20 protein-coding genes are annotated in these 23,743 nt (G+C 56.2%); 7 read left to right on the top strand and 13 right to left on the bottom strand.

What is annotated here, in order from left to right; all coding sequences use genetic code 11:
- Entirely contained in the window at positions 1-732 is a 732-nt protein-coding gene (ycgR, locus tag F3J26_RS04825) for a flagellar brake protein YcgR (RefSeq protein WP_008454103.1), read from the bottom strand.
- 236 nt (positions 733-968) lie between these two features.
- Here ycgR and F3J26_RS04830 point away from each other — a divergent pair, with 236 nt between their 5' ends.
- Positions 969-1,220, top strand: a complete 252-nt coding sequence (locus tag F3J26_RS04830) for a GlsB/YeaQ/YmgE family stress response membrane protein (protein ID WP_008454104.1) — start codon at positions 969-971, stop codon at positions 1,218-1,220.
- Positions 1,221-1,285: 65 nt separating this feature from the next.
- Here the strand turns inward: F3J26_RS04830 and F3J26_RS04835 are convergent, their stop codons facing one another.
- The 6 genes from F3J26_RS04835 to F3J26_RS04860 form a co-directional block, all read right to left on the bottom strand.
- The gene (locus tag F3J26_RS04835; RefSeq protein WP_166991912.1) at positions 1,286-3,463 is read right to left on the bottom strand and encodes a TonB-dependent siderophore receptor; all 2,178 of its coding nucleotides are present in this window, start codon (positions 3,461-3,463) and stop codon (positions 1,286-1,288) included.
- Positions 3,464-3,703: 240 nt separating this feature from the next.
- Entirely contained in the window at positions 3,704-5,461 is a 1,758-nt protein-coding gene (gene treA / locus F3J26_RS04840) for an alpha,alpha-trehalase TreA (protein WP_166992935.1), read from the bottom strand.
- 174 nt (positions 5,462-5,635) lie between these two features.
- Positions 5,636-7,018, bottom strand: coding sequence for a protein kinase domain-containing protein (locus tag F3J26_RS04845; RefSeq protein WP_166991915.1), 1,383 nt, complete (start codon positions 7,016-7,018; stop codon positions 5,636-5,638).
- A gap of 38 nt (positions 7,019-7,056) precedes the next feature.
- Positions 7,057-8,016, bottom strand: a complete 960-nt coding sequence (locus F3J26_RS04850; RefSeq protein WP_008454108.1) for a hypothetical protein — start codon at positions 8,014-8,016, stop codon at positions 7,057-7,059.
- Positions 8,017-8,136: 120 nt separating this feature from the next.
- Positions 8,137-8,631, bottom strand: a complete 495-nt coding sequence (locus F3J26_RS04855) for an SH3 domain-containing protein (RefSeq protein WP_166991918.1) — start codon at positions 8,629-8,631, stop codon at positions 8,137-8,139.
- 485 nt (positions 8,632-9,116) lie between these two features.
- A complete protein-coding gene (locus F3J26_RS04860) occupies positions 9,117-9,992 on the bottom strand; it encodes an MmyB family transcriptional regulator (protein ID WP_166992938.1) in 876 nt (291 codons plus the stop codon).
- A 111-nt stretch (positions 9,993-10,103) separates the two neighbouring features.
- Here F3J26_RS04860 and F3J26_RS04865 point away from each other — a divergent pair, with 111 nt between their 5' ends.
- Positions 10,104-11,525, top strand: coding sequence for an MFS transporter (locus F3J26_RS04865; protein WP_166991921.1), 1,422 nt, complete (start codon positions 10,104-10,106; stop codon positions 11,523-11,525).
- Here F3J26_RS04865 and F3J26_RS04870 read toward each other — a convergent pair.
- Entirely contained in the window at positions 11,489-12,259 is a 771-nt protein-coding gene (locus F3J26_RS04870; RefSeq protein WP_166991924.1) for a helix-turn-helix domain-containing protein, read from the bottom strand. The genes F3J26_RS04865 and F3J26_RS04870 overlap by 37 nt on opposite strands.
- A gap of 97 nt (positions 12,260-12,356) precedes the next feature.
- Between F3J26_RS04870 and F3J26_RS04875 the strand changes: the two genes are divergently transcribed.
- Positions 12,357-12,917: an NADPH-dependent FMN reductase gene (locus tag F3J26_RS04875; protein WP_166991927.1), complete on the top strand. Its 561-nt coding sequence runs from the start codon at positions 12,357-12,359 to the stop codon at positions 12,915-12,917.
- Positions 12,918-13,218: 301 nt separating this feature from the next.
- Entirely contained in the window at positions 13,219-14,877 is a 1,659-nt protein-coding gene (gene mqo / locus F3J26_RS04880) for a malate dehydrogenase (quinone) (protein WP_205246349.1), read from the top strand.
- Positions 14,878-14,963: 86 nt separating this feature from the next.
- On the opposite strand, the gene gap is transcribed toward mqo, so the two are convergent.
- From gap to hutU, 5 genes are all read right to left on the bottom strand, one after another.
- On the bottom strand, positions 14,964-15,974 hold the full coding sequence (gene gap, locus F3J26_RS04885) for a type I glyceraldehyde-3-phosphate dehydrogenase (protein WP_166991930.1): 1,011 nt from the start codon (positions 15,972-15,974) through the stop codon (positions 14,964-14,966).
- A gap of 78 nt (positions 15,975-16,052) precedes the next feature.
- Positions 16,053-17,033: a GlxA family transcriptional regulator gene (locus F3J26_RS04890; RefSeq protein WP_166991933.1), complete on the bottom strand. Its 981-nt coding sequence runs from the start codon at positions 17,031-17,033 to the stop codon at positions 16,053-16,055.
- Between the two features lie 40 nt (positions 17,034-17,073).
- Positions 17,074-17,871 carry an N-formylglutamate deformylase gene (gene hutG / locus F3J26_RS04895; RefSeq protein WP_166991936.1) on the bottom strand — a complete coding sequence of 266 codons (798 nt, stop codon included), beginning with the start codon at positions 17,869-17,871 and terminating at the stop codon, positions 17,074-17,076.
- Positions 17,864-19,072, bottom strand: coding sequence for an imidazolonepropionase (gene hutI, locus F3J26_RS04900; protein WP_166991939.1), 1,209 nt, complete (start codon positions 19,070-19,072; stop codon positions 17,864-17,866). The genes hutG and hutI overlap by 8 nt, the downstream gene beginning before the upstream one ends.
- Positions 19,073-19,123: 51 nt before the next feature.
- Positions 19,124-20,800 (bottom strand): urocanate hydratase, encoded by a 1,677-nt coding sequence (gene hutU / locus F3J26_RS04905; RefSeq protein ID WP_166991942.1) that lies wholly within the window; start codon positions 20,798-20,800, stop codon positions 19,124-19,126.
- A 494-nt stretch (positions 20,801-21,294) separates the two neighbouring features.
- On the opposite strand from hutU, the gene F3J26_RS04910 reads away from it, so the two are divergent.
- The 3 genes from F3J26_RS04910 to F3J26_RS04920 are packed head-to-tail and all read left to right on the top strand — an operon-like array spanning position 21,295 to position 23,717.
- Positions 21,295-22,392, top strand: a complete 1,098-nt coding sequence (locus tag F3J26_RS04910; RefSeq protein WP_039303885.1) for an ABC transporter ATP-binding protein — start codon at positions 21,295-21,297, stop codon at positions 22,390-22,392.
- Positions 22,389-23,033 carry an ABC transporter permease gene (locus F3J26_RS04915; RefSeq protein WP_008454132.1) on the top strand — a complete coding sequence of 215 codons (645 nt, stop codon included), beginning with the start codon at positions 22,389-22,391 and terminating at the stop codon, positions 23,031-23,033. Before F3J26_RS04910 ends, F3J26_RS04915 begins: the two co-directional genes overlap by 4 nt.
- A 3-nt stretch (positions 23,034-23,036) precedes the next feature.
- Positions 23,037-23,717: an ABC transporter permease gene (locus F3J26_RS04920; protein ID WP_039303879.1), complete on the top strand. Its 681-nt coding sequence runs from the start codon at positions 23,037-23,039 to the stop codon at positions 23,715-23,717.
- The last annotated feature ends 26 nt before the right edge of the window (positions 23,718-23,743 follow it).

The following is a 23,743-nucleotide window of genomic DNA, read 5'->3' on the forward strand; positions in this document are numbered from 1 at the left end:
CTATTTCACGCGGTTGGCCTTTTCCCGGGCCGACCGCTCCAGCGAGAAAATAATCTTTTGCAGTTCGCGCTCGACCGCCGGGTTGACGTTTAAGAAACGAAAACTCAGGCGCGGAGTAGAAATGGTCTCGTTTTTACTGTCCACGACTTTTCGCTCTGAAACCATCACCAGCTGCATATCAAAGTAAAACTTGCCCCATTCTACGAGATCCATCTCTACGCGGCCAAAACGCAGCCCGGGTGCAAGGCCCGGCGGTAACGTGCCGTCCACCAGGGCGCCCATTCCACCAAGAGACAGGTCGCAGAGCCGGAAGGCAAACTGAGAACCGTCGGCAAGTTCGGTGCGGCAATAATACTGGGGCTGCGTAGGCGCGGTAATGCGGAAATATTCCCGGCGCTGAACGAACCACAGCGATGGCGGCAGCGGCGTGGTAAACGCCGGGAGATTTTGATATTCCGTCGCTTTAAGGCCGGGCAGGGAGAATTCGACTTTTGCCCCCTGCGTTTCAGCGATGAAATCAATATCGTTGGCCTTCTGCACGGAAAGGTTTTCCCGCGCCTGGCTGCCAAAGTCCAGCACTAAACGCTCCGCCGAGACATCGAGAATTTTGCTGATGAACTGCCCGTTAGACCATTCCAGCCTGACGGGAACCTGCTGTCTGTGTAAATCACGTAACACACCTAATACTGCCAGAGGAGACTGCTTCAGGAACTGATCGTTATAGTGACTCAAGGCTCAAGTCCTTGTTGTGTTTTCAGGTTGTGGTAACGAAGCTTATCGGCAAAACCGCACAAAACTTAATACAAATTTTTGACTATTTTTTCCTGAAAATGCGCATAACCAGGTGAGATTCATCACGTTTTTTTGCAGCCGAACTATACTCTTTTTGACAGCAGGTCGATGGCCGGGGCGCAGACAGCCTCGGGCGAGCCTGCTAAAGCTCACAATGTAGAAGAGGACGTTCTAAAATGGGTATCCTGGCCTGGATTATTTTTGGTCTTATCGCGGGTGTGGTAGCTAAGTGGATTATGCCTGGCAAAGACGGCGGCGGTATTATCCTCACCTGTATTCTGGGGATCGTGGGCGCGGTTGTCGGCGGTTGGGTGGCGACGGCATTGCACCTTGGCGGACCGGTAACCGGTTTTAACTGGCCAAGTTTCTTTGTGGCGGTGATTGGCGCCATTATTGTGCTGGCTATTTTCAGGATGGTACGACGGTAGACAGTCATTCATTACAAAAAAACGGCCCTTCAGGGCCGTTTTTACGTTTAGCTTTCTATATAAGTTTAGAAATCGTAGCCCACGGTCGCAATGATCGAACGTTCCGCGCCCCAATAGCAATAGCCCGTCCCGTAGCAGCCCGCCACATAGTCACGGCCCGTCAGGTTGGTGGCATTGAGCTGCACAAACGCGCCTTTCAGCGACGGTGTCCATGCGCCCATATCTGCCCGAACCATGGCATCCAGCAGCGTTACGGAAGGAACACGCAGGGTATTTTCGTTGTCGGCCCATTGTTTGCCGATGTAGCGAATCCCTGCGCCCAGGCTCAGGCCATAATCGGCTTTGAACGTGCTCCACAGGCTCGCCATTTGATTTGGCGTGACGTACGGCGTGTTGCCGTCATTACCGTCGATGGCATCTTTATAGCGCACCCGGTTAAGGGTATAGCTGGCGATGGTTGACAGGCGTGGTGTCAACTGAGTGCGGGCTTCAAGCTCAAGTCCTTGTGAATGCACTTTGCCTGCCGGTTCAAAATATCCCCCCTGCACGTTACGGTTCCCCACATCTTTTTGGGTCAAATCGTAAACGGCGGCGCTATACAGATCGCTGGTTCCCACAGGCTGGTATTTTACGCCAGCTTCGTACTGTTCGGCAGTTGTGGGTTTCAGCAGTTTGCCTTCGGCATCGGAAAGTACCTGCGGTGTGACGGCCTGACTGTAGCTCACATACGGCGAAATACCGTTATCAAAGGCGTACAGCAGAGATGCGCGGCCGCTAAAGTGGTTGTCGCTGCGGTTGTCCGTCACGTCACTGTCGATCGCCGTCGCCACCAGATGGCTTTTAGTCACCAGATGATCGTAGCGGCCAGACAGCGTCATATGCCAGCGGTCCCACTTCATCTCATCCTGCAGATAAGCCCCGGTTTGCTCATACTGGCGGCGGCCTGATTTCACCAAAAGCCCCTGATTAATTGTCGCGTAGCTTGGGTCACGTGGATCGTAATAATAGTAACTGCCAACGCCACCAGAAACGCCGGTCCACGGATTCAGGTTGGTAGTGTAGCCCGTCCCGTCGGTCAGATCGTTGGTGAACCGGTGATATTCCCCGCCGAGCACCACTTTATGCTGCAGATCGCCGGTCGAGAAGTCGGCTTCTAACTGATTGTCGATGGCCCAGGCATCCAGCGAGGAGTTTTCACGGCTGTAGTAGCGCGACAGTTCGTTATGCGCGGTATCTGCCCAGCCAATTTGATAGGCCTGGCGTAGCGCTACGTTTGAGTGGGTATAGCTGGCGTTTGAGCGGAAAGACCAGACCTCATCGAAGGCGTGAGCAAACTCGTAGCTGTAGATCTGCTGGTGGCGCTTAAAGGCGTCATCCCCCGGCTGTACGTCAGAAAAGCCAGTATCCAGCTTGCGTCCCGTGGTGGTGTAAAGGCTGCCGTCGCCCGGAACAGAACCGTGGTAGCCCCCGGACGGATCTTTTTCCAGGTAGGCTCTTAGTACCAGAGACGTTGCATCATCCGGCTGCCAAAGCAGGGACGGCGAAATAGCGTAACGTTCATCACGCGTGTTGTCATACTGTGTATCACTATTTTTAGTCAGGCCGGTGATACGGAAGGCCCACTGGTCATTAATCGCGTTGGTGTAATCAAACGCCGTGCCGTTGGTGTTGTGGTTGCCGTATATCGCCCGCACGTGGCCTTCTTCGACAAACTGCGGACGTTTAGACGTTTCCATCACCAGGCCACCCGGAACAGTCTGGCCGTAAAGTGCGGAAGACGGGCCTTTGATGACGTCAAGGCGTTCCAGGAACCAGGGATCGACCTGGACCACGTTAAAGCTGCCCGCGTCGCTCATCAGGCGGAGGCCATCAAGGAAGATGTTATTCACGTCGCCGCCGTGGAAACCCCGTAATGCGACGGTATCGTAACGGGTTGCACCGCCGGAGAATCCGGTAAACACGCCCGGGGTATAGTGCAGCGCGCTATTAATGGTTTGCGCGCCCTGGTCTTCCATTTGCTGACGGGTCACGACGGAAATGCTTTGCCCGGTGGTAATCAGCGGCTCGTCGGTTTTGGTCGCGCCACGGGTTGTGGTGGCGGTATAACCTATTGTTGGAGAGGTTGCGGTGTCAGCAGGTTTGGCGGTCACAACCAGTATTTCTTCAGCCGATGAAGAAAAAGGGGCGATGAGCGCCAGCGTGCAGAGTAAAGCGGAGCGCTTTACGGTAAGGTCCTTTATCATTTTTTGTCCGGAAGTATTGAGATCATCATCCTGATGGAAGTCCTCCGCCGGCATGCGACGGGAAAACGCGGTTTTTAAATGCGGTTTCGAATGAGAATTGTTATCGTTATTATTATCAAGTGCAAGGCGTGCGATGATTTTTAATGCATAAAAGCCCATGAAATCAATGATGATTTCATGGGCTTATTGTTTTAAATGAAATGATTAAGCGGCAATCACGCCGTGGTCAGTATGGTCAGGTTACGGCGCTGGCTTGCTCGAGGCAGGTGAGATCCCCGTTTTATCTGCGGCAGGTTTGGCCGCTTCCGTTACCGGGCCGGGCGTGGCCGAAGGCAGCTTGTCCGGCGCATTGTCGCAGGGTTTTTCTTTTGCACAGAGCATATCCAGCATTTTCAGCGCGACGCCGTTGGTCCAGCCGAAGCCATCCTGAAGCGGATATTCACCGCCTCCACCACCCGCACCTCCGGCTGTGACATCGTATTTTTCAACCAGCTTTTGCTCTTTGTTGTAGAGGTTCTGCACCGTACTCAGGAAGCGGAAGCTGACTTCCAGCGCGAGATCTTTATGCCCGTAATTTTGCAGACCTTCGGTGGCCACCCACTGCAGCGGCGCCCAGCCGTTGGGGGCATCCCATTGCTGGCTGGTTTTTACGCTGGTCGTGGCAAGTCCGCCCGCGCTGAGCAGGTGCTGACGGGTGGCTTTCGCCATCTTGTCCGCTCTGTCCTGCGCCGCCGCATGAACGTACAGTGGGAACAGGGCGGCGGCGGTTAGCTGGTTTCGAACCGTGTGGCTTTTCAGATCGTAATCCGCGTACCAGCCTTCTTTGGCGTTCCACAGGTTTTGTTCAATTGCTTTCTGTCGATCGTCCGCGGCCTGCTTATAGCGCTGTGCTGCGTCGCTATCTTTTGCCAGCTCGCTGGCGTGAGCCAACGTTTTTTCAAGCTGGTAGAGCAGCGCATTAAGGTCCACGGGCACAATGCTTGTGGTACGGATGGTGCCCAGTTGGGCTGGATTATCCATCCAGCGGGAGCTGAAGTCCCAGCCGGAAGCGGCGGCAGCTCGCAGGTCACGATAAATATCCGTGGCCGCACGCGACGGCGTATTTTTCGCAGTGGTGACGTCGTCCAGGTAAGACTCTGTTCGCGGCGTGTCTTTCTCATCCCAGTAACGGTTGAGCAGGGCACCATTTTTGAGTTTCACCACGCGGGCATGGGCTTCGCCCGGTTTGAGGGCGTCGCTGCCCTCCATCCACCAGCTGTACTCCTGCTTCAACTGCGGCAGGTAGGCTGTGTAAACGCTATCGCCTTTATTCTGCGCCAGCAGTTCCACCATCATGGCGAAGAACGGCGGCTGTGAACGGCCCAGGTAGTAGCTGCGGTTCCCGTTGGGAATGTAGCCCCAGGTATCGATTTCGTGGGCGAAGTTGTCCACCATATTTTGCACGTCATCCCAGCGCCCACTCTCCGCCAGCCCCAGCAGGGTGAAGTAACTGTCCCAATAGTAAAGCTCGTGGAAGCGCCCGCCGGGCACAACGTAAGGTTTTGGTAGCGGGAGAAGCGGGTCCCATTTGTTGTCGCTGTTCGCGGAACGGGTCAGTTCTGGCCAGAGCCCGTTGATATGCTCCCGCAGGCTTTCTCCTTCCGGCGGCACAGACTTTTTTTCTTCCTTTGGCAGGATAAAGTTCACATCAACAAAATGGCGTAAGTCGAACCCCGAGAGCCGGCGCTGCATACGATAATCAGCAAGGATCATCAGCGGATCGCCCTTGGGCACGGCATCCGCAAAGGTTTTCTGGTCGGGGAACAGCTTCGCGGTCTGGACATCAATAAACAAAGGCCCAAAAAGCTCGTCGGGCGATTGAGGCTCGGGCGGGCGTGGGGATTCGGTTTCCTGGGCTGCAAACGAAGCAAGCGGCGTAAGGCCAAATACGGCACCGGCAGCGGCCATTTGGGCCGCAAAGCAAAGCGCATAAGGCCGGCGCAAAACGGGTTTTATCATCATTCCTTCTCCATCGACGGGACGCAACACGCTACGTTGCGATCAACTCCCTGAAAACCTTAGTTGAATTTTCCGAATTTCGAGCGCCGTTGAAGATAAAAAGAGAAAAACCGGATTATTTACCCCATAAAAAAGCCCCGCAGAGCGGGGCTGAAGTATTCGTTAAGTCTGTAATCACCCCTGCGGGTTTACCAGCCATGTGCCGGAGTTTGCTACTACAATGGTTTGCTTGCGGGGCGTTTCGCCGCCGCTCAGCGTCAACAAATATTTCCCGGCAGGGAGCTGAAGCGAGGCAAAACCGTTGGCGGCGGGCGTCAGCTTTTGCGCTTTGCCGTTGACCGCCAGCTGTTCGCCGTCGTTCATTCGAACATACACTCGGGCGAGCGTGCTTTCAGCCGCGACGGCTACAGGGGGCGCGCTTGCCTGCGCCGGGCTTTGATTCGCTGCAAGCGGCGCGGGAGCAGGTTCCGGCGAGCTCACTGAAGGGCTTCCCCGGCCAAAAAGTACCGCGCCAACAATCAGACCCGCGACGGCGCCCGCACCAATTTGCAGGGCAGGTTGATAGCGCTTCCAGAGCGGACGCGTCGCCGTATTCTCTGGATCTTCTACCGGTACCAGCGCGGTACCCGTTTTTTTATTACCGATCAGTTCACGCACGTCGTCTGGCTGGATATTCAGCAGGGCCGCAAAAGCGTCAATGGATTGGGGGCGATCTTCCGGCTTCAGCGACAGCGCTTTATCAACCGCCTGCAGTAAATTCAGGGAATAGCCCTCGGGCTGGTTTTCCGCGAGCTGGATGCAGCTGTCCTGAATACTGCGGGCGACGCTGGCAGGCGGTGCATTGCCGGTAATCAGCGTATAAAGCACGGCTCCGACGGCGTAAATATCTGTCCACGGCCCCAGCTGGCTTGCCAGATCTCCGGTGTACTGCTCCAGCGGTGCAAATCCGGGGTGAAGCAGGGTATTGCCTTCATCCAGCGAGCCTTGTCCCCGGCGTGGCGCGCCGGTATTGAGCAGGATGGGCAGCCCGTTATCCTGAATTTGAATGCTTTTCAGCGACAGGTTGCGGTGCAGATGTTCGGCCGCGTGAAGCGTTGCCAGCGCGCCGCAAAGCATGGGCAGCATCCGGCGTATCCACGTTTCATCGATCAGCGACGGCTGCTGCTTTTGCAGTTCATCCAGCGTAATGCCGCTATAAAACAGCGTCACGACGTAAGCGGTATTATTGTCGCTCCAGATGCGCAGCACCTGAGGCAGATTCGGGTGATTAAAGTGCGCCAGCTGACGCGCTTCCTGCATAAAACCGTTCAGACCGGTGGTGTAGACCAGATGGTCGCGCTCGCTGTGCAGCACCAGCTCCATCACGTCATTGCGCATGACGTAAGCTTTAGGCATGTATTCACGGATAGCCACCAGACGTTCGAGCTGATGATCCCACGCCCGGTAAAGAATACTGGTCATGCTGGCGTCGATGGCTTCCTGAATTTCAAATTCGTCAAAGCGGTAGCCAGGCGGCAGAGCATTGGGCACTTTTGGAATAAAATCGTTATCTATCATGATGTTCTCTGCGCGTAGTCATGCAACATGCGGCGTATTTATTTTTGGGCTCGCCAGGCACCCGCGGCCGGGTCGCGCAGCTGCGGGTGCAGGGACTCGACCAGCAACAACGTAATGGCCGTCCCCGGCGTCACCCAGCCGGACCAGAGCTTGCGCACCTCGTTGAGCCGCGTCTGGAGACGCTGTTCATCCAATGCCATGTCGCGGGACACTTCCACGGCAACGGTGCCGCTGGCTTTCCAGCCGTTAATTTCAGGGTGGTAAGGCAAAATAAGCCAGCTTTGCGGTGCCTGTTCACTGCTGACGACCATGCGCTCATTGTTCACGCTGGTGATAAGCAGGCTGTCGGCGTCCGCTGAGGGGTTGAGTCCGCTGACCGGGAAACCGTGGACAAACGTCATCATAATGCGCTTTTCGCCGCCGACGCCGCGCTGCACCACTTCGCTGGTGCCGTTCAGCCAGCCGCCTTTTTCACATTTGCCATTCTCTTTACCCGGAATAAACAGGGAACTGCTGGAGGCATCCCCCTGCCAGAATGTGCGCAAGTGGCAGCCATCCTGTAGGGTAAATTCCAGCCATGGCGTGCGGTCGAGAGGCGTGGAAAGATCTTCCGGGCGCTCATTACGGGTCGCAACCGAAGAAAGCGGGGACTCGATAGTCACTCCCCAGTCGCTGGTTTTGGTGGCAGACCCGCGAGCAAGGGAAGCCCCCTCGGGATCTTCAAGCTGCCAGTTGACGCGCTCAATCTCGCTGCACTGATTTTCCAGAAGCGCGCCGAGGCGAGGCATGAACGTTTTCAGAATAAGGGGGTTTTTATCCCCGTTTGCCACAATTCGAACCGGAAGATCGCTTCCGCACCAGCTTTGCGGGGCATTGCTTTTGATGTTGTCTATCCACACGTCCAGCTTTTGGGACGGCGATTGAACGATGCGGTAGTTCCCTGCCCAGACGGTAGTGGATGCCAGCAGCAACGCCATACCCGAAAGCCAGAGTTTCATAAAAATCCTTGTTAGCCTGTGTGTAAAGAGGGGCTACGTTAACGCCCATACAGGTTGCCGGGCGAGTCGTTGCTACTCTCATACCAAAATCTTTGGTTAGAAAACCCCCGAAGGGGAAGTTTAATTAATGATCCACGTTCCGTTGTCGGCGTTCTGGCAGGCTTTGCTTTTATTATCTACCGCAACGCAGGTGGATTTTTTGGCCGCGCGGCGAGGACGAGGCCGGTCTTTTTTCAGCGTCTGGGTATACAGCTCGCTTTTGACCAGCGCCCTGAGCGGCACATAGCCCAGCAGCTCTTGTTTATCCTGCTCGGCGATAGCAAACCAGTGATTTTCTACCTCGCCCAGCACCGTGTAGCTTTGGCCGTTTTCAAGCTGGGCCAGCACTTTGCCACCAAAATCGGGTTTGCTCATGATGGAGCCCGGATAAAGCGCCCGATACTCGGCGTCAACAGGCGTAAACTCTTTTGGTACTTCAACGACATAGCGGTGAGTCAGGGTGACGCCGTTTACCGTGCTGGTCACAATGGTGTCGTCGGTCATCTTCGGCGGCGGCGCTTTACAGCCGACAACCGTAGTGACAACAAGGAGGACTAACAGGCTTCGCAATTTCATTGAGACGTTCCCTGAGAAAAAGGTTAAAACTCAACCGCCGCGGGAGCAAGGAGCGCCGCACAGGAAAATTATCCACGACGTGAGATACGCCCACGCAAAACGGTGCGGCGGCTTGAGTATCTCGCCGGCGCAAGGAATTCGCGTGGTTTCAGCATAGTAGCGTGATTTTACATAGCCCGGTTAACAATTCAATGGTGTTATAACAGTGGAATAACCTATTACGTACATGAAGGTTTGATGCCGGGTTAGCGCAGTAAAAAATTGGGCTGAGGTAAATGTAATCGGCTCGCCACTTAAAAGGAATGAAAAGCAGGGAGATGACGGTAATTTTTTGAATTTATTTGATAAATTCAGACTTTTCGTTGTGGTGTTATTTTTATTCTGTGGTCAATGCAAATCGTCTTTTGGGGTTTCCCTGAGGTTATTCTTAAAACAATAAAAAAACATCGGGCCGTCTTCAGGATGCCCGATGAGAAGGCAGAGGTTCAGGCTCCGCTAGATTGAGAAAATAACCGCAAAGCCCGCTCACCTGTTTCATCGATCGGCAGGTAAACCAGCAGCCTTGAACCGTCTCGTGGGGCAGAGTACCAGTTGACCTGTTGCATACCGAAGGTGCCGATCTGCGGATGCGTATACTGTTTGATATGGTTTTCGATATTGCGGATTTCATAGCGCTGCTCCCAGAGCGTTTTAAACGCGGGAGAGGCGGTGAAAAACGACTCCAGCAGCGCTTCCCAGCGCGGGTCGCCGCGGTGCTCGGTGATCCCGGCGCGGAACCAGCCGACAAACTTGGGCAGCACATCTTCGTTACAGTCCACCCGGCTGCGCCAGGTCTCATTGGTCAGATATTGATAAATGCAGTTGCGATGCTCCGGCGGTTCATTGTCGAGATCGACCCCCATTAGCTGGCAAAAATGTGAATTGTAGCCGAGGATGTCGAAGTTCGGCTTCTGGATACTGGCGGGGTTGGGCATCAGGGCGTCCAGCATCCGGCGGGCGGCGGGGCTGAGCCCCTCGCACTGCGCGGCGGCGGGCGCTTCGGACGGAGGCAGTCCGGCCAGAATAAACAAATGACGGGTTTCCGCCGGGGAGCACTGCAGCGCGCTGGCGATCGCCGCCATGGCGCTTGAAGATGGATTCACTTCTCGGCCCTGTTCCAGCCAGGTATACCAGGTTACGCCGATGTCAGCCAGCAGCGCCACTTCTTCACGGCGAAGGCCGGGCGTGCGCCGACGCCCGCTGCGCGGTAGCCCCAGCCGCTGCGGGTCCAGACTTTCACGCCGGGTGCGCAAAAACAGCGCCAGCATTTTACGGCTGTCGTCCAGCGGGCCATGCCGCAGCTCAGGCTGAGTGACGAGCATCACAAATACTCCAGAATAGTAGTGCCAGTACCAGTATAAGTAAGAACTGGTACCCGGTTAAATGTTCAGGGATCCTACGTCGGTATCCTGAACTATGCAATGGAGTCCCTGATGAATAATTCGCCTGTTTCACCCGGTCGTGCAGGCCTGGTGCTGCTGTTGACGGGCCAGATGCTGCCGTTAATCGACACCTCTATCACCAACGTGGCGCTGGACTCGATCACCCAGTCCCTCGGCACCACGCCAACCCAGCTTGAACTTATTGTGGCACTTTACGGCGTTGCCTTTGCCGTCAGCCTGGCGGTGGGCAGCAAGCTGGGGGATAACCACGGCCGACGCAGAACGTTGCTCTGGGGCGTGGCCCTGTTCGGTATTGCTTCTTTCCTGTGCGGGATCTCCGGCTCGGTCACTGAGCTGCTGGCGGCCCGGACCCTGCAAGGCGTCGGGGCGGCGCTGATCGTGCCGCAGATCCTTGCCACGCTGCACGTGACGCTCAAGGGTACCGCTCACGCCCGCGCCATCAGTCTGTACGGCGGTATTGGTGGGATCGCTTTTATTATCGGCCAGATGGGCGGCGGCTGGCTGGTGTCGGCGGATATTGCCGGGCTGGGCTGGCGAAACGCATTCTTTATTAACGTGCCCATCTGCCTGTTGGTGCTGGTGCTGAGCCGGTTTTATATTCCTGAAACGCGCAGCGAAAGCCACTCGCGTATTGACTGGCAGGGCACCGCCACGCTCGCGCTGGTGCTGTGTTGCCTGCTGTTCCCGATGGCGCTTGGCCCCGAGCTGCACTGGCCATGGCCGATGCAGCTGATGCTGGTGGCGACATTGCCGCTCGGTTATCTGATGCGCGTTGGCGCGCTTAACCAACAGCAGCGGGGGCTACAGCCGCTGCTGCCACCAAGAATGCTTAAGCTGGGCAGCATAAGGTTTGGCCTGCTGATCGCGCTGTTGTTCTTTACCTGTTGGTCGGGCTTTATGTTCTGCATGGCGCTGACGCTCCAGTCGGGCATGGGAATGGCGCCGTGGCAGTCCGGGAACAGCTTTATTGCCATGGGCATTTCGTATTTTGTCTCAGCGTGGTTTGCGCCGAGGCTTATCGTGCGCCACTCACTAAGCACGATTCTGCTGAGTGGGATTGCTATCCAGGTGGTGGGACTGCTGGGACTGATATTTACGCTCTGGCACTTTGGCACCCACGCAGGCCCGCTGGCTATTGCCCCGGCGACGCTGGTGGTGGGCTACGGCCAGGCGCTGATTGTGAACAGCTTCTACCGCATCGGGATGCGCGATATCGACCTGAACGATGCCGGGGCGGCAAGCGCCATATTAAGCACGTTGCAGCAGTCTGCGCTGGGGCTTGGCCCGGCGGTCCTTGGAGCATTGTTCCTGCATCTGCAGCACCAAAGCGGGGATTACTCCGTGGCGATGATCGGTTTCCTGGCGGCTGAAATCGTGATGATGCTGGCGCTGGCGGTTGCCGCCGTCACCCGCCGTCAGCTTTTATCTGGGGTGAAAGTCTCTTTAAGATAACGCCCCGGCGGCTGGCCGATAATTCGGGTAAAGGCAGTGGTAAAGCTGCTGGCGCTTTGATAGCCCATATCATAGGCCACCTGAGTTATCGGCTCGCCGTTAACCAATTTCTCCACCGAACTGATAATCCGCATTCTTTCCCGCCAGCGGGTAAAACTCATCCCGACTTCGCTTTCGAAGAGGCGGCCTAATGTTCTGGGGCTGATGAAGGCAACGGCGGCCAGCTGCACCAGCGTTTTATTGCAGGCCGGATCTTCCCGCAGCAGGCTGGTGATTAGCCTCAGCCGCTTATCTTTACCCTCAGGCACAAACAGATCGGTTTTCAAAACTTGCTTGCGCAACTGGAAGTGCAGCAGTTGTGCAATGAGCTCAAGTTGCGCGCCCGAATCGACGTGGTGTTGAATCGCTAAGGCTTCTTTGGCCAGTTCCGTTAGCAGGTTAGAGGCGACGATAAGCGAGCTATTTTCCGGCAATTGCAGCTCAAATCCTTGCCTGAAACGCAAATTGATCAGCCGCGAACGCTCGGTGTAAAGCGCCCGGTGTAGCAGGCCCGGCGGCACCCAAATGCCGTTACCAGGCGTAGCCAGCCACCAACCTGTTTCGTTTTGCAGACGAAGAGTGCCTTCCAGCGTCACGCTTAACTGGCCGTGTATATGGTGGTGAAACGTCACATCGTCACCCCGGTGATGGGCCATGTCGGAAGCAGCGATAGCCACGGATAGGGCATCTGGCATGTTGGCACTCCTGCGAAGTGTTTTGGCGGATTAGCGAAAGAATTATCTCATTCTTTTTCTGATAATGCCTGCATCGAGAAAATTAGAGGAGAACAAGATGAAAACATTACGCTTCGTAGGTATCGCCGGTAGTTTGCGGGTAGATTCCGCTTCCCGTGCATTGCTCAACAGCATTGGTGAAATGTTGCCTGAGCAGAGTCATTTTAGCGTGCTTGATATTGGCGCCATGGAACATTACTGCCAGGATCTGGAAAAGGGGGAATTACCGGAGCCGGTGGTAAGCGCCCGCCGGTTAGTGGCTGAGGCCGATGCGGTGATCATTACGGTACCGGAGTACAATCACGGCATGCCCGGCGTACTCAAGAATGCGCTCGACTGGCTGTCTCGGCCGGTCAGAGCCAGCTGTATGCTGGGAAAATATGTCTTTTTCGTTTCGCAGTCGACCGGCGCGCTTGGCGGCGTCAGGGCGCAATACCAGCTGCGGGAAACGCTGGCCTCAATGCTGTGCAATATGGTGCCGCTGCCGGAGCTGGCGGTCAGCTTCGCGAATCAGAAATTAGAGAACGGTCGTTTAATTGATTCCGCCACGGCGGCGTCTATTCGTACCCAGCTTGCCGTCTTTATTAAGGCGGTAGAGCAGAATAGCACAAACCGTTAACGACGGATTTATCGCCTTATAGGGCAACAAAATAAGGATAAAATCCATACATGTGTGTGGATTTTTTTTGCCAATAACATCCCGATAACTAAGCGGATTACCGCTAATAATACCCGGAATACAGGATGTATTATTCGGTGGTGTTATTTTTATAATATTTGATTTTATTTGGTTTTTTTAATTAAAAAAATTATTGGCATTAATTGTATGGATTAATCAGGATGTGAATGAGATTTTAAAATATCGTGAAAGTGGGTTAACATAGATTTACTTCATTCACCTGCGATGCAATAGAATTATTATGCCTGCAATGAAAAAGACAATTATTTCTCTGACAACACTGGCGTTATTCGTCAGCTCTGCTAGCTACGCTAACGCGGATTCCACGCAAAAAACTGACTTCCTGCTGATTGGCGGCGGTATTATGAGCGCCTCTCTCGGGACGTGGCTCCAGGAGCTGCAGCCGGACTGGAAACAGATCATGGTTGAGAAGCTTGACGGCGTGGCGCTTGAGTCCTCGAACGGCTGGAATAATGCCGGTACCGGGCACTCGGCAAATATGGAACTGAACTATACGCCGGAGCGCCCGGACGGTTCTATTGATGTCAGCAAAGCGCTGGAAATTAACGAACAGTTTATGATTTCCCGCCAGTTCTGGTCCGCACAAATTCAGCGCGGTATTTTGAACGACCCGCATTCGTTTATTAATTCCACACCGCACATGAGTTTTGTCTGGGGCGATAAAAACGTTGAGTATCTGACCAAGCGCTATGCCGCGTTGCAGAAAACCACGCTGTTCCAGGGGATGAAATTCTCCACCAACCACGAGCAAATTAAACAGTGGGCTCCGCTGGTGATGGAAGGGCGCGACCCAAATCAAAAAGTGGCGGCGACCTGGACGCCAGTAGGGACCGACGTTAACTACGGTGAAATTACCCGCCAGCTGATCGGCAGCCTGAAAAAAAGCCCGAATTTCTCCCTGCAGACCTCTTCTGAAGTCACCGACTTCAAACGCAACGGCGATAATTCCTGGCACGTCACTATCAAAGACGTCACCAGCGGCAAAGAGCACGCCATCGACGCGAAATATGTCTTTATCGGGGCTGGCGGCGGTGCACTGAAACTGCTGCAGGAAACTGGTATTCCGGAATCGAAAAACTACGCCGGTTTCCCGGTGGGTGGCTCCTTCCTGATGACCGAAAACCCGGCGGTAACCAGCCAGCATCTTGAAAAAGTGTATGGTCAGGCCTCCGTGGGTGCACCGCCGATGTCCGTGCCGCACATTGATGCCCGCTTTATCGACGGCAAGCGCGTGGTGCTGTTCGGGCCGTTCGCGACCTTCTCTACCAAATTCCTGAAAAACGGCTCTTTCTTTGATCTGCTGAGCACCACCACCACCAGCAACTTTATGCCGATGACCGACGTAGGTCTGGATAACTTTGACCTGGTGAAATACCTGATTGGTCAGGTGATGCTGAGTGATGAAGATCGCTTTGAAGCGCTGAAAGAGTACTACCCGCAGGCGCGTAAAGAAGACTGGAAACTGATTCAGGCTGGCCAACGCGTGCAGATCATCAAAAAAGATGAAAACAAAGGCGGCGTCCTGAAGCTCGGTACCGAAGTGGTTGTTGACCAGCAGAAAACCATTTCTGCTCTGCTGGGCGCATCTCCAGGCGCGTCTACTGCGGCACCTATCACGCTGAACGTGCTGAAGCAGATGTTCCCGCAGCAGTTCAACTCGCCTGAGTGGCAGAGTAAAATCCGCGCTGTTGTGCCAAGCTACGGCCAGGAGATGAACGGCAACGCGGCGCTGACGCAGAAAGTGTGGGATGACACCGCGGCCACGCTGCAGCTGACCAAACCGCCGGTCATTCAAATGAACGACCAGAGCGCAACCCCGGTAGCAAAACCAGCAGAAGCGAAAGCGGACGCGGCTACCCAGCACGACATGGCGCTGTAAGTTAACGCCTCAGCCAGCCGCTGTTACGACAGAGGCAATGATAAAAAAAGCCAGCCGCAAGGCTGGCTTTTCTCTTTCAGCTGCCGTTACAGCCCGCGTTTATCCATCAGCAGGGCAAGGTCAACCAGGCGGTTAGAGAAGCCCCATTCGTTGTCGTACCAGGCCAGGATTTTCACCAGGTTACCGCCAATCACCAGGGTCGAAAGCCCGTCAATAATCGAAGATCGCGGGTCACCCTGATAGTCGCTGGAAACCAGCGGCTCATCGCTGTAGCCCAGAATGTCTTTCAGCGGGCCAGCTTCAGCGGCTTTGCGGAACGCGGCATTCACTTCTTCCGCCGTGACATCGCGTTTGAGCGTCACGGTTAAATCAACGATAGACACCACTGGTACAGGCACGCGCAAAGAGTAGCCTGTCAGGCGACCGTCAAGCTCGGGGATAACCCTGCCGAGGGCTTTAGCCGCGCCGCTGGAATATGGCACAATCGATAGCGCTGCCGCACGTGCACCACGCAGGTCTTTTTCTGGCTGGTCGTGCAGCGCCTGGCTGTTGGTGTAGGCGTGAGTCGTGTTCATCAGGCCGTGTTCAATGCCGAATGCCTGATGCAGTACCTGCGCGGCAGGGGCCAGGCCGTTGGTGGTACAGCTGCCGTTGCTGACCACAAAGTGTTTCTGCGGATCGTAACTTTCGTGGTTCACGCCAAGCACGATAGTCAGGTCGTCATCTTTGCCTGGGGCAGAAATGATCACGCGTTTTGCGCCACCGTGGGTGATGTGAACTTCAGCTTTTTCGCGGCTGGTGAAGAAGCCGGTGGCCTCGATAACGACATCTACGCCGACCTCACGCCATGGGATCTGCGCCGGGTCTCTTTCGCTGAAAACGCGAACCGGCTTGCCGTCAACGTGGAGCTGCCCTTCGGAGGCTGCCACTGGCGCAGGCAGTTTACCCATCAGCGAGTCGTGTTTTAACAGGTGCGCAAGGGTTTTGCTGTCCGTCAGATCGTTGATGGCCACGATCTCAATATTGGGGTTACCCAGGGCAGCGCGCAGCACGTTACGTCCGATTCGGCCAAAACCATTAATCCCGACCTTAACCATGATTCACTCCTTCTCTTGAATGTCTGAGGTCAGAGTAGGCGCAGAGTGAAATGGCGTAAATGACAAAAAAGGATCAATTCATGCCAACTTCCGGCAGTGGAAGCGCTCGCGGTATTCCCCCGGCGTGAGGTGAAGCTGGCGCTCAAAGACGCGGCGCAGGTTAATGGCGGTGCCAAAGCCCGAGGCGCAGGCGACCCGCTCCAGGGTGTCGTTCGACTGCTCAAGATGATGGCGGGCGGCGGCCAGCCGGGCTTCTTCCACATAGCGGGCGGGCGTGACGCCGGTTTCACGGGTAAAGACGCGGGTAAAATTACGCGGACTCATGGCGACCCGTTCCGCCAGTTTTTCCACCGATAAATCCTCCGCCAGGTTATCCAGCAGCCAGTCCTGGAGCTGACTTATCGGCCCGGTATTGGCCGACTGGCGCAGATGATAGCGGCTAAACTGTAGCTGACCGCCGGGGCGATGGAGGTACATCACCAGATCCTGGGCCACATCCCGCGCGAGGGTAAAGCCGTAATCCGCCTCAACTAACGCCAGCGTAAGGTCAAAGCCGGAACTCACGCCGCCGGAGGTCCACACCGGGCCGTCCTGAATATACAGAGGGCCGCCTTCCACTTTGATTTGCGGCCACCTGGCCTGCATCTCTTCCAGCATTCGCCAGTGGGTGGTTGCCCGGCGGCCATCCAGCAGCCCGGCTCGGGCCAGCAGCATCGCACCGCCGCACACGGAGGCAATGCGCTGAGTATTTGGCGCGGCGCGGCATAACCAGTCGACCACCGCGCTGCCTTCAGGTTCGCTCTGGCCTTTGCCGGTGATCATGATGGTGTCGCGGGGCTCATTGGGGTCAAGGTCGGCCAGCCTGTGGTCAGCCAGCAGGTTCAGGCCGGACATGCCGTGCACGACGTGATGAGGTTGAGTGGTGGCGATACTGATGCGGTAGCGAGGCTCGGTCAAGGCGTCCGCATGCAGGCGGTTAGCCTGCATCAGAATATCGGCGATACCGGCGGCTTCGAACAGCATGCCGCCGTCAGGAACAATTATCAGGATCGTTTTCATGTCCTGAAAAGTACGCTTTTAACAAATTAAGTCAAGTGGGCTAGCCGTAATGCCGCTGTCCCCAGGCCAGGGCGGTTTCAATCAGTCGGGCTAGCACCTGCTGGAATTGCGCGCCCTTATCGTCTGACCAGGCAAAACTCTCTTCATCCATGTAGCAACACTGCGCCACTTCCAGCTGTACCGCATGGATATTTTGCTGTGGCGCACCGTAATGGCGCGTGATGTACCCGCCCTTGAAGCGCCCGTTCAGCACTTTGCTGTAGCCGTTGAAATGCTCGCTGGTTTTTAACAGTTCAGCGCTGAGTACCGGATCGCAGCTGGTGCCGTCTGCGGTGCCGAAGTTAAGATCCGGCAGGCGGCCTTCGAACAGGCGAGGTACCACGGATTTGATGGAATGCGCATCCCACAGCAGCGCATAGCCAAAGGTTTCTTTCAGCCTTGCCAGTTCCTGGGCCAGCGCCTGATGATAGGGCTGCCAGATGTTGGTCAGGATATCTGCTCTGGCCTGCACATCGGGGGATTTTCCCGCCTCGAACAGCGGTTCACCGTCGAAAAAAATGTCCGGGTAAAGCCCGGTAGTGGCGGTGGTGTACAGCGGCTTATCGTCCGACGGGCGGTTCAAATCCACCACGTAGCGGGAGTAGTTGGCGCTGAGTATGCTGGCACCCATCTCGCGTATAGGCTGATAAAGTTTGGGAATATGCCAGTCGGTATCTTCCAGTTTTTTGGCCCGCGCCGTCAGCCCGTTTGCCACTTCCGGCGTTAACTGTGTACCGGGATGCGGCATGCTGATCAGCAGCGGCAGCTTGCCCTGATGAAGCTCAAAGCCCTTAATCATTCCACACCTCTTTACCTTGATAGATAACCTGTTTGGAGAGCGTGCCGCCCAGCCAGTAGCTCAGCTCGGCGGGATGGTCTATTTCCCAGGCAACAAAGCTGGCTTCTTTCCCGGCTTCAAGAGTGCCCGTTTTCTCACCGATCCCGAGTGCGCGCGCCGCATTCAGCGTCACGCCAGCAAGTGCTTCTTCCGGCGTCAGGCCAAACAGCGTGCAGGCCATATTCATCATCAGACGAAGGGATTGCACCGGGGAGGTGCCCGGGTTCAGATCGCTGGAAATGGCTATTGGCACATGATGTTTACGCAGCAGCGCCACCGGCGGCTTCTGCGTTTCGCGCAGGAAGTAAAATGCGCCGGGCAGCAGCACGGCGGTCGTACCGTGTTTTGCCATCAGCGTAATATCGTCCTCGCAGAGATATTCCAGATGGTCGGCGGAAAGCGCATTGTGGCGGGCGGCGAGCCCCGCGCCATGCAGCAGCGAAAGCTGTTCGGCATGAAGCTTAACCGGCAGGCCCAGCTCATGGGCTTTCACAAAGACGCGCTCAACCTGCGGCACGGAAAAGGCCAGGTGTTCACAGAAGGCATCGACGGCGTCAACCAGCCCTTCGCGATGCAATTCCGGTAACCAACGTTCGCAAACGTCGGTGATAAAATCGTCGCTGCGGTCTTTGTATTCCGGGGGCAGGGCGTGTGCAGCCAGGCAGGTACTGTAAATCGTCAGCGGCAGACTTTGTGCCAGCTGGCGTACAACGCGCAGCATTTTGCGCTCGTCGTCAAAGCTGAGGCCGTAGCCCGATTTCACTTCCAGAGTCGTCACGCCGTCTTTACGCAGCGCATTGATACGGCGACTGGCGCTTGCCAGCAGCTCGGCTTCGCTGGCCTGACGCGTGGCCTTCACCGTGCTGGCTATCCCGCCGCCGGCTGCGGCAATATCCGCGTAGGTGGCCCCGTTCAGGCGCATCTCAAATTCCTGGCTGCGGTTGCCGCCGAACACGCTGTGGGTGTGGCAGTCGATAAGGCCGGGGGTGACGAATTTACCCTGAAGGTCGCGTTCTTCGTCGTGGGGCTGGTTGGGACGCTGGCTTTCGGGGCCAACCCAGGCAATTTTCTCGCCTTCGGTCAGCAGCGCCGCATCTTCGATAATATTGTACTTGCCGCTGACCATGGTGGTGATGCGGCAGTTACGCCATAAAATCCGCATAAGATCTCTCTCATCAGGACGGGGCACGACGAAAGCCGCGCCCCAGGGGAACTACTTCGCCAGCATTGGCAGGTTCAGGCCGTGTTCTCTGGCGCACTCAATAGCAATATCATAGCCCGCATCCGCGTGGCGCATCACGCCGGTGGCCGGGTCGTTGTTCAACACGCGAGCAATACGCTCCGCCGCTTCGTCGGTACCGTCGCAGACGATAACCATGCCGGAGTGCTGTGAGAAGCCCATGCCGACGCCGCCGCCGTGGTGCAGGGAAACCCAGGTCGCGCCGCTGGCCGTGTTCAGCAGGGCGTTCAGCAGTGGCCAGTCGGACACGGCATCGGAGCCATCCTGCATCGATTCGGTTTCGCGGTTGGGGCTTGCCACCGAGCCGGAATCAAGGTGATCGCGGCCAATGACGATAGGGGCGGACAGCTCGCCGCTTCTGACCATTTCGTTAAACGCCAGGCCCAGTTTTGCGCGCTGGCCGAGGCCGACCCAGCAGATACGCGCCGGCAGGCCCTGGAAGCTAATGCGCTCTTTGGCCATGTCCAGCCAGCGGTGCAGGTGCTTGTCGTCCGGGATCAGCTCTTTGACTTTGGCATCGGTGCGGTAAATATCTTCCGGGTTGCCGGAGAGTGCGGCCCAGCGGAAAGGTCCGATCCCACGGCAGAACAGCGGGCGAATATAGGCCGGCACAAAGCCCGGGAAATCAAAGGCGTTGCTGACGCCCATCTCTTTGGCCATCTGGCGGATGTTGTTGCCGTAATCAAAGGTAGGGATGCCCTGCTGCTGGAAGGCTAGCATCGCTTTCACGTGCTCCGCCATGGACGCTTTCGCTGCCTGAGTGACCACCGCAGGCTCAACGGCTGCGCGCTCGCGATACTCTTCCCAGCTCCAGCCAACGGGCAGGTAGCCGTTGAGCGGGTCGTGGGCGCTGGTCTGATCGGTGACCATGTCCGGGCGCACGCCGCGCTTCACCAGTTCAGGCAGAATTTCTGCCGCATTACCGTGCAGGGCAATAGAAACAGCTTTCCCTTCGCCGGTGTAGCGTTTGAGGCGGGCGAGGGCGTCGTCCAGATCTTTAGCCTGCTCGTCGACATACCCGGTGCGCAGGCGGAAGTCGATGCGCGACTGCTGGCATTCAATGTTCAGTGAACAGGCACCGGCAAGGGTAGCGGCCAGCGGCTGCGCGCCGCCCATGCCGCCGAGGCCCGCGGTGAGCACCCAGCGCCCGGTTAGCGAGCCGTTGTAGTGCTGGCGGCCTGCTTCCACGAAAGTTTCATAGGTGCCCTGCACAATGCCCTGGCTGCCGATGTAGATCCACGACCCGGCGGTCATCTGGCCGTACATCGCCAGACCTCTGGCGTCCAGCTCATTGAAGTGTTCCCAGTTAGCCCAGTGCGGCACCAGGTTAGAGTTGGCAATCAGCACGCGAGGGGCGTTGGCGTGGGTTTTAAAGACGCCAACCGGCTTGCCGGACTGCACCAGCAGGGTTTCATCATCATTCAGGGCTTTTAGCGCTTCGACCATTTTGTCGTAGCACTCCCAGTTTCTCGCCGCCCGGCCAATGCCGCCGTAAACCACCAGTTCTTTCGGGTTTTCAGCCACATCGGGATCGAGGTTATTCATCAGCATGCGCAGCGGAGCTTCCGTCAGCCAGCTTTTGGCATTCAGCTTCGTGCCGCGTGGCGCCCTGATTTCAACATCACGATAACGAGAAAACTCACTCTTCATGGGGTTCACCTTGTTTTGAGATAACGGGAAAGTGCTCACGAAAAATACCATGTCATCTTTTCGTTTGCTTGTATATACATGATTAGCACATTTGATGCCAGGCACGAAAAACATTTTATTATTCTTTTAAATCAACATATTAAATAATAACGGATAAGTAGTTACATCATATATCGTTTCTTTTTCGACCTCTTCCGCACTATTTTGGCGCTCTTTACAAAGAGATTGATCCTTTTTGGGGCAAAAATAGCAGTTCAGATAGCTGGAAAATCGCCCGGAAGGCACCGTTTAATCCTGATAAAAATCACGGATTGATCACACTTAAAATTTAATAAATTCATTATTTATTTGTTTTTAAACGATAAATTTTATTGTTTTTAATGTTGCGTATTTGTTATGGCACAGGCTTTGCAGATTGTACATACAATGCTATACATAGCTTTTTTACGCAGCCGTTCATTTCTTCGGCAGCCAGATGACCATGAGGCGTAGCGATGATTACTTTCAACAATGTGACCAAGTTTTATGACGACGGCACGGTCGTGGTGGATGGACTGAATCTCACCGCACCCGGCGGCAAGATCACCGTGCTGGTAGGCCCTTCCGGTTGTGGGAAAACAACGTCACTGCGCATGATCAATCGGCTGATCGAGCCGTCTTCCGGCGACATTCTGCTTAACGGCGAATCCACCTCCGCCATGGACGTGGTGCAGCTGCGTCGCCGTATTGGCTACGTTATCCAGAATGCGGGCCTGTTCCCGCATCGAAACATCATCGACAACATTGCTACCACCGCGATCCTCAACGGCATGCCTAAGGCTAAAGCCCGTGCGCGAGCGGGGGAACTGCTGGAAGTCGTCGGCCTTGCCCCGCAGCTGGCCAAACGCTATCCGTGGCAGCTTTCCGGCGGCCAGCAGCAGCGTGTCGGGGTTGCCCGAGCGTTGGCCGCTGACCCGGAGTTCATGCTGATGGATGAACCCTTTAGCGCCGTGGACCCGGTGGTGCGTGACCAGTTGCAGGAGGAGTTTCTCCGCATTCAAAAGGAAGTGAGTAAAACCATCATTATGGTGACGCACGATATTGACGAGGCGATGAAGCTGGGCGATCTGGTCGCCGTCCTGAAGCCCGGCGGCAAGCTGGGGCAGATGGCATCCCCGGGTGAACTGCTTAACGCCCCGCAGAGTGATTTTGTCGCCGACTTTATTGGCCGCGACCGCGGCTATCGCAAGCTGAGTTTCTACAATTCCGGGCCGCTGGCCTCAATGCAAACGGAGCCGACCGCCGAAGTGGGCACGCCTATTGATATGGCTCGCAACATTGCGGTGCAGCGCTGGCTGCTGGTCACCCGCGAAGGCAAAGCCTGCGGCTGGTTTGATACGCATCAGCAGGTTGAGGCCGTGGTGCCGGAGCATATTAATCTGGGCGCCACCTTCTTCCCACAAACCGGCACGCTGCGCCAGATGCTTGACTCTGCGCTCAGCTCGCCGTGCCATCGGGCGGTGGTGATTGGCGAGCGGGCAGAAGTGCTGGGGACGCTGGGGCTGGATCACGTCCTGGATGCCTGCAAGTCGATGGCGCGGGAGGCGGTATGAGATTTGACTGGCTGTGGGCGCAGAGCGACAAAATTTTCCATTTGCTGCTGTGGCATCTCTACCTTTCGGTGACGCCGATCCTGATTGGCCTGCTGCTGGCCATTCCGGCTGGCTGGCTGGTGAGCAGTATGCCGCGCGTGAAGGGCGTCATTCTTAACCTGTTCGGGCTGCTGTACACCATCCCGTCTCTGGCGCTGTTTGTGCTGCTGCCGCCGCTGCTCGGCACGCAGATCCTCGACCCGATCAACGTGGTGGTGGCGCTGACAATTTATAGCTTTGCGCTGCTGGTCAGAACCGTGTGCGACGGGCTGGATTCAGTACCCACCGACACCCGGCAGTCCGCCTTTGCCCTCGGCTACAAACCAGTGCACCAGTTTTTCCAGGTTGATTTGCCGCTGGCGGTGCCGGTGATTGGCTCGGGGATGCGGGTCGCCGTGGTGTCTAACGTCAGCATCGTTTCTGTCGCTGCGCTGATCGGTGCCCCGCAGCTTGGGTCGCTGTTTACCCAGGGGTTTCAGCTGCAGTTTCTGACACCGATTATTGCCGGCATCGTGCTGTGTATCGTGCTGGCTTTCGTGCTCGACTGCGTGGTTGTGGCCGTCACCCGCTCATTAAGCCGCTGGCAGCCAACAAGGGGTTAAAGTATGTCTGACTGGTTCTTTACGCTCAGCCACTGGTATGGCGATGACGGTATTCTTCCGCTGCTGGCGCAGCATATCGGCTACAGCGCGGTGGCGCTGGCAATAGCGATAGCCATTGCGTTTCCGGTGGGCTGCTACACCGGCCATACCGGCAAAGGGGAGGCGCTGCTGATTGGCACCACCAACGCGCTGCGCTCCCTGCCGTCGTTTGGCCTGATTATCCTGCTGGTTATTCTGATGGCGGGCTACTTCGAGTCCGACATGGCCTTTATTCTGCCGTGCATCATCGTGCTGGTGGTATTAGCCCTGCCGCCTATAGCGCTGGGCGTGCATGCGGGGATTCGCTCCGTAGACCCCAGCGTGCACGACGCCGCCAAAGGCATCGGCCTGACGCCGTTCCAGGTGCTGACTCAGGTGGAGTTACCCTGCGCCACGCCGTTGATTCTGTCCGGCATTCGCAGCGCCACGCTGCAGATTATCTCTACTGCTACCATCGCGGCCTACGTCTCCCTTGGCGGCCTGGGGCGGTTGATTATCGATGGCCGTGCGGCGAACGATTTTGCCCAGATGACCGCTGGCGCGGTGCTCGTTGCCATTCTGGCGCTGCTCGTGGATGTGTTCTTTTCCCTTTCGGTGAAGTACGTGGTGTCCCACGGCATTTCCCGACGTATCAAAACCCAGTGATGTTGAGCCCGTTAATTACACAAGGT

This window comes from Enterobacter sp. Ap-867 (genome assembly GCF_011752855.1).
Classification (GTDB): domain Bacteria; phylum Pseudomonadota; class Gammaproteobacteria; order Enterobacterales; family Enterobacteriaceae; genus Cedecea.

Coding starts and splice junctions, on each gene's coding strand:
- treA (WP_166992935.1), bottom strand. CDS start 5,461: ATGATAAAACCCGTTTTGCGCCGGCCTTATGCGCTTTGCTTTGCGGCC.
- gap (WP_166991930.1), bottom strand. CDS start 15,974: ATGGTTAAGGTCGGGATTAATGGTTTTGGCCGAATCGGACGTAACGTG.
- F3J26_RS04865 (WP_166991921.1), top strand. CDS start 10,104: ATGAATAATTCGCCTGTTTCACCCGGTCGTGCAGGCCTGGTGCTGCTG.
- F3J26_RS04835 (WP_166991912.1), bottom strand. CDS start 3,463: ATGATAAAGGACCTTACCGTAAAGCGCTCCGCTTTACTCTGCACGCTG.
- F3J26_RS04855 (WP_166991918.1), bottom strand. CDS start 8,631: ATGAAATTGCGAAGCCTGTTAGTCCTCCTTGTTGTCACTACGGTTGTC.
- mqo (WP_205246349.1), top strand. CDS start 13,219: ATGCCTGCAATGAAAAAGACAATTATTTCTCTGACAACACTGGCGTTA.
- F3J26_RS04910 (WP_039303885.1), top strand. CDS start 21,295: ATGATTACTTTCAACAATGTGACCAAGTTTTATGACGACGGCACGGTC.
- F3J26_RS04845 (WP_166991915.1), bottom strand. CDS start 7,018: ATGATAGATAACGATTTTATTCCAAAAGTGCCCAATGCTCTGCCGCCT.
- F3J26_RS04875 (WP_166991927.1), top strand. CDS start 12,357: ATGAAAACATTACGCTTCGTAGGTATCGCCGGTAGTTTGCGGGTAGAT.
- F3J26_RS04860 (WP_166992938.1), bottom strand. CDS start 9,992: ATGCTCGTCACTCAGCCTGAGCTGCGGCATGGCCCGCTGGACGACAGC.
- F3J26_RS04920 (WP_039303879.1), top strand. CDS start 23,037: ATGTCTGACTGGTTCTTTACGCTCAGCCACTGGTATGGCGATGACGGT.
- F3J26_RS04915 (WP_008454132.1), top strand. CDS start 22,389: ATGAGATTTGACTGGCTGTGGGCGCAGAGCGACAAAATTTTCCATTTG.
- F3J26_RS04870 (WP_166991924.1), bottom strand. CDS start 12,259: ATGCCAGATGCCCTATCCGTGGCTATCGCTGCTTCCGACATGGCCCAT.
- F3J26_RS04890 (WP_166991933.1), bottom strand. CDS start 17,033: ATGAAAACGATCCTGATAATTGTTCCTGACGGCGGCATGCTGTTCGAA.
- F3J26_RS04850 (WP_008454108.1), bottom strand. CDS start 8,016: ATGAAACTCTGGCTTTCGGGTATGGCGTTGCTGCTGGCATCCACTACC.
- F3J26_RS04830 (WP_008454104.1), top strand. CDS start 969: ATGGGTATCCTGGCCTGGATTATTTTTGGTCTTATCGCGGGTGTGGTA.
- hutI (WP_166991939.1), bottom strand. CDS start 19,072: ATGCGGATTTTATGGCGTAACTGCCGCATCACCACCATGGTCAGCGGC.
- hutG (WP_166991936.1), bottom strand. CDS start 17,871: ATGATTAAGGGCTTTGAGCTTCATCAGGGCAAGCTGCCGCTGCTGATC.
- hutU (WP_166991942.1), bottom strand. CDS start 20,800: ATGAAGAGTGAGTTTTCTCGTTATCGTGATGTTGAAATCAGGGCGCCA.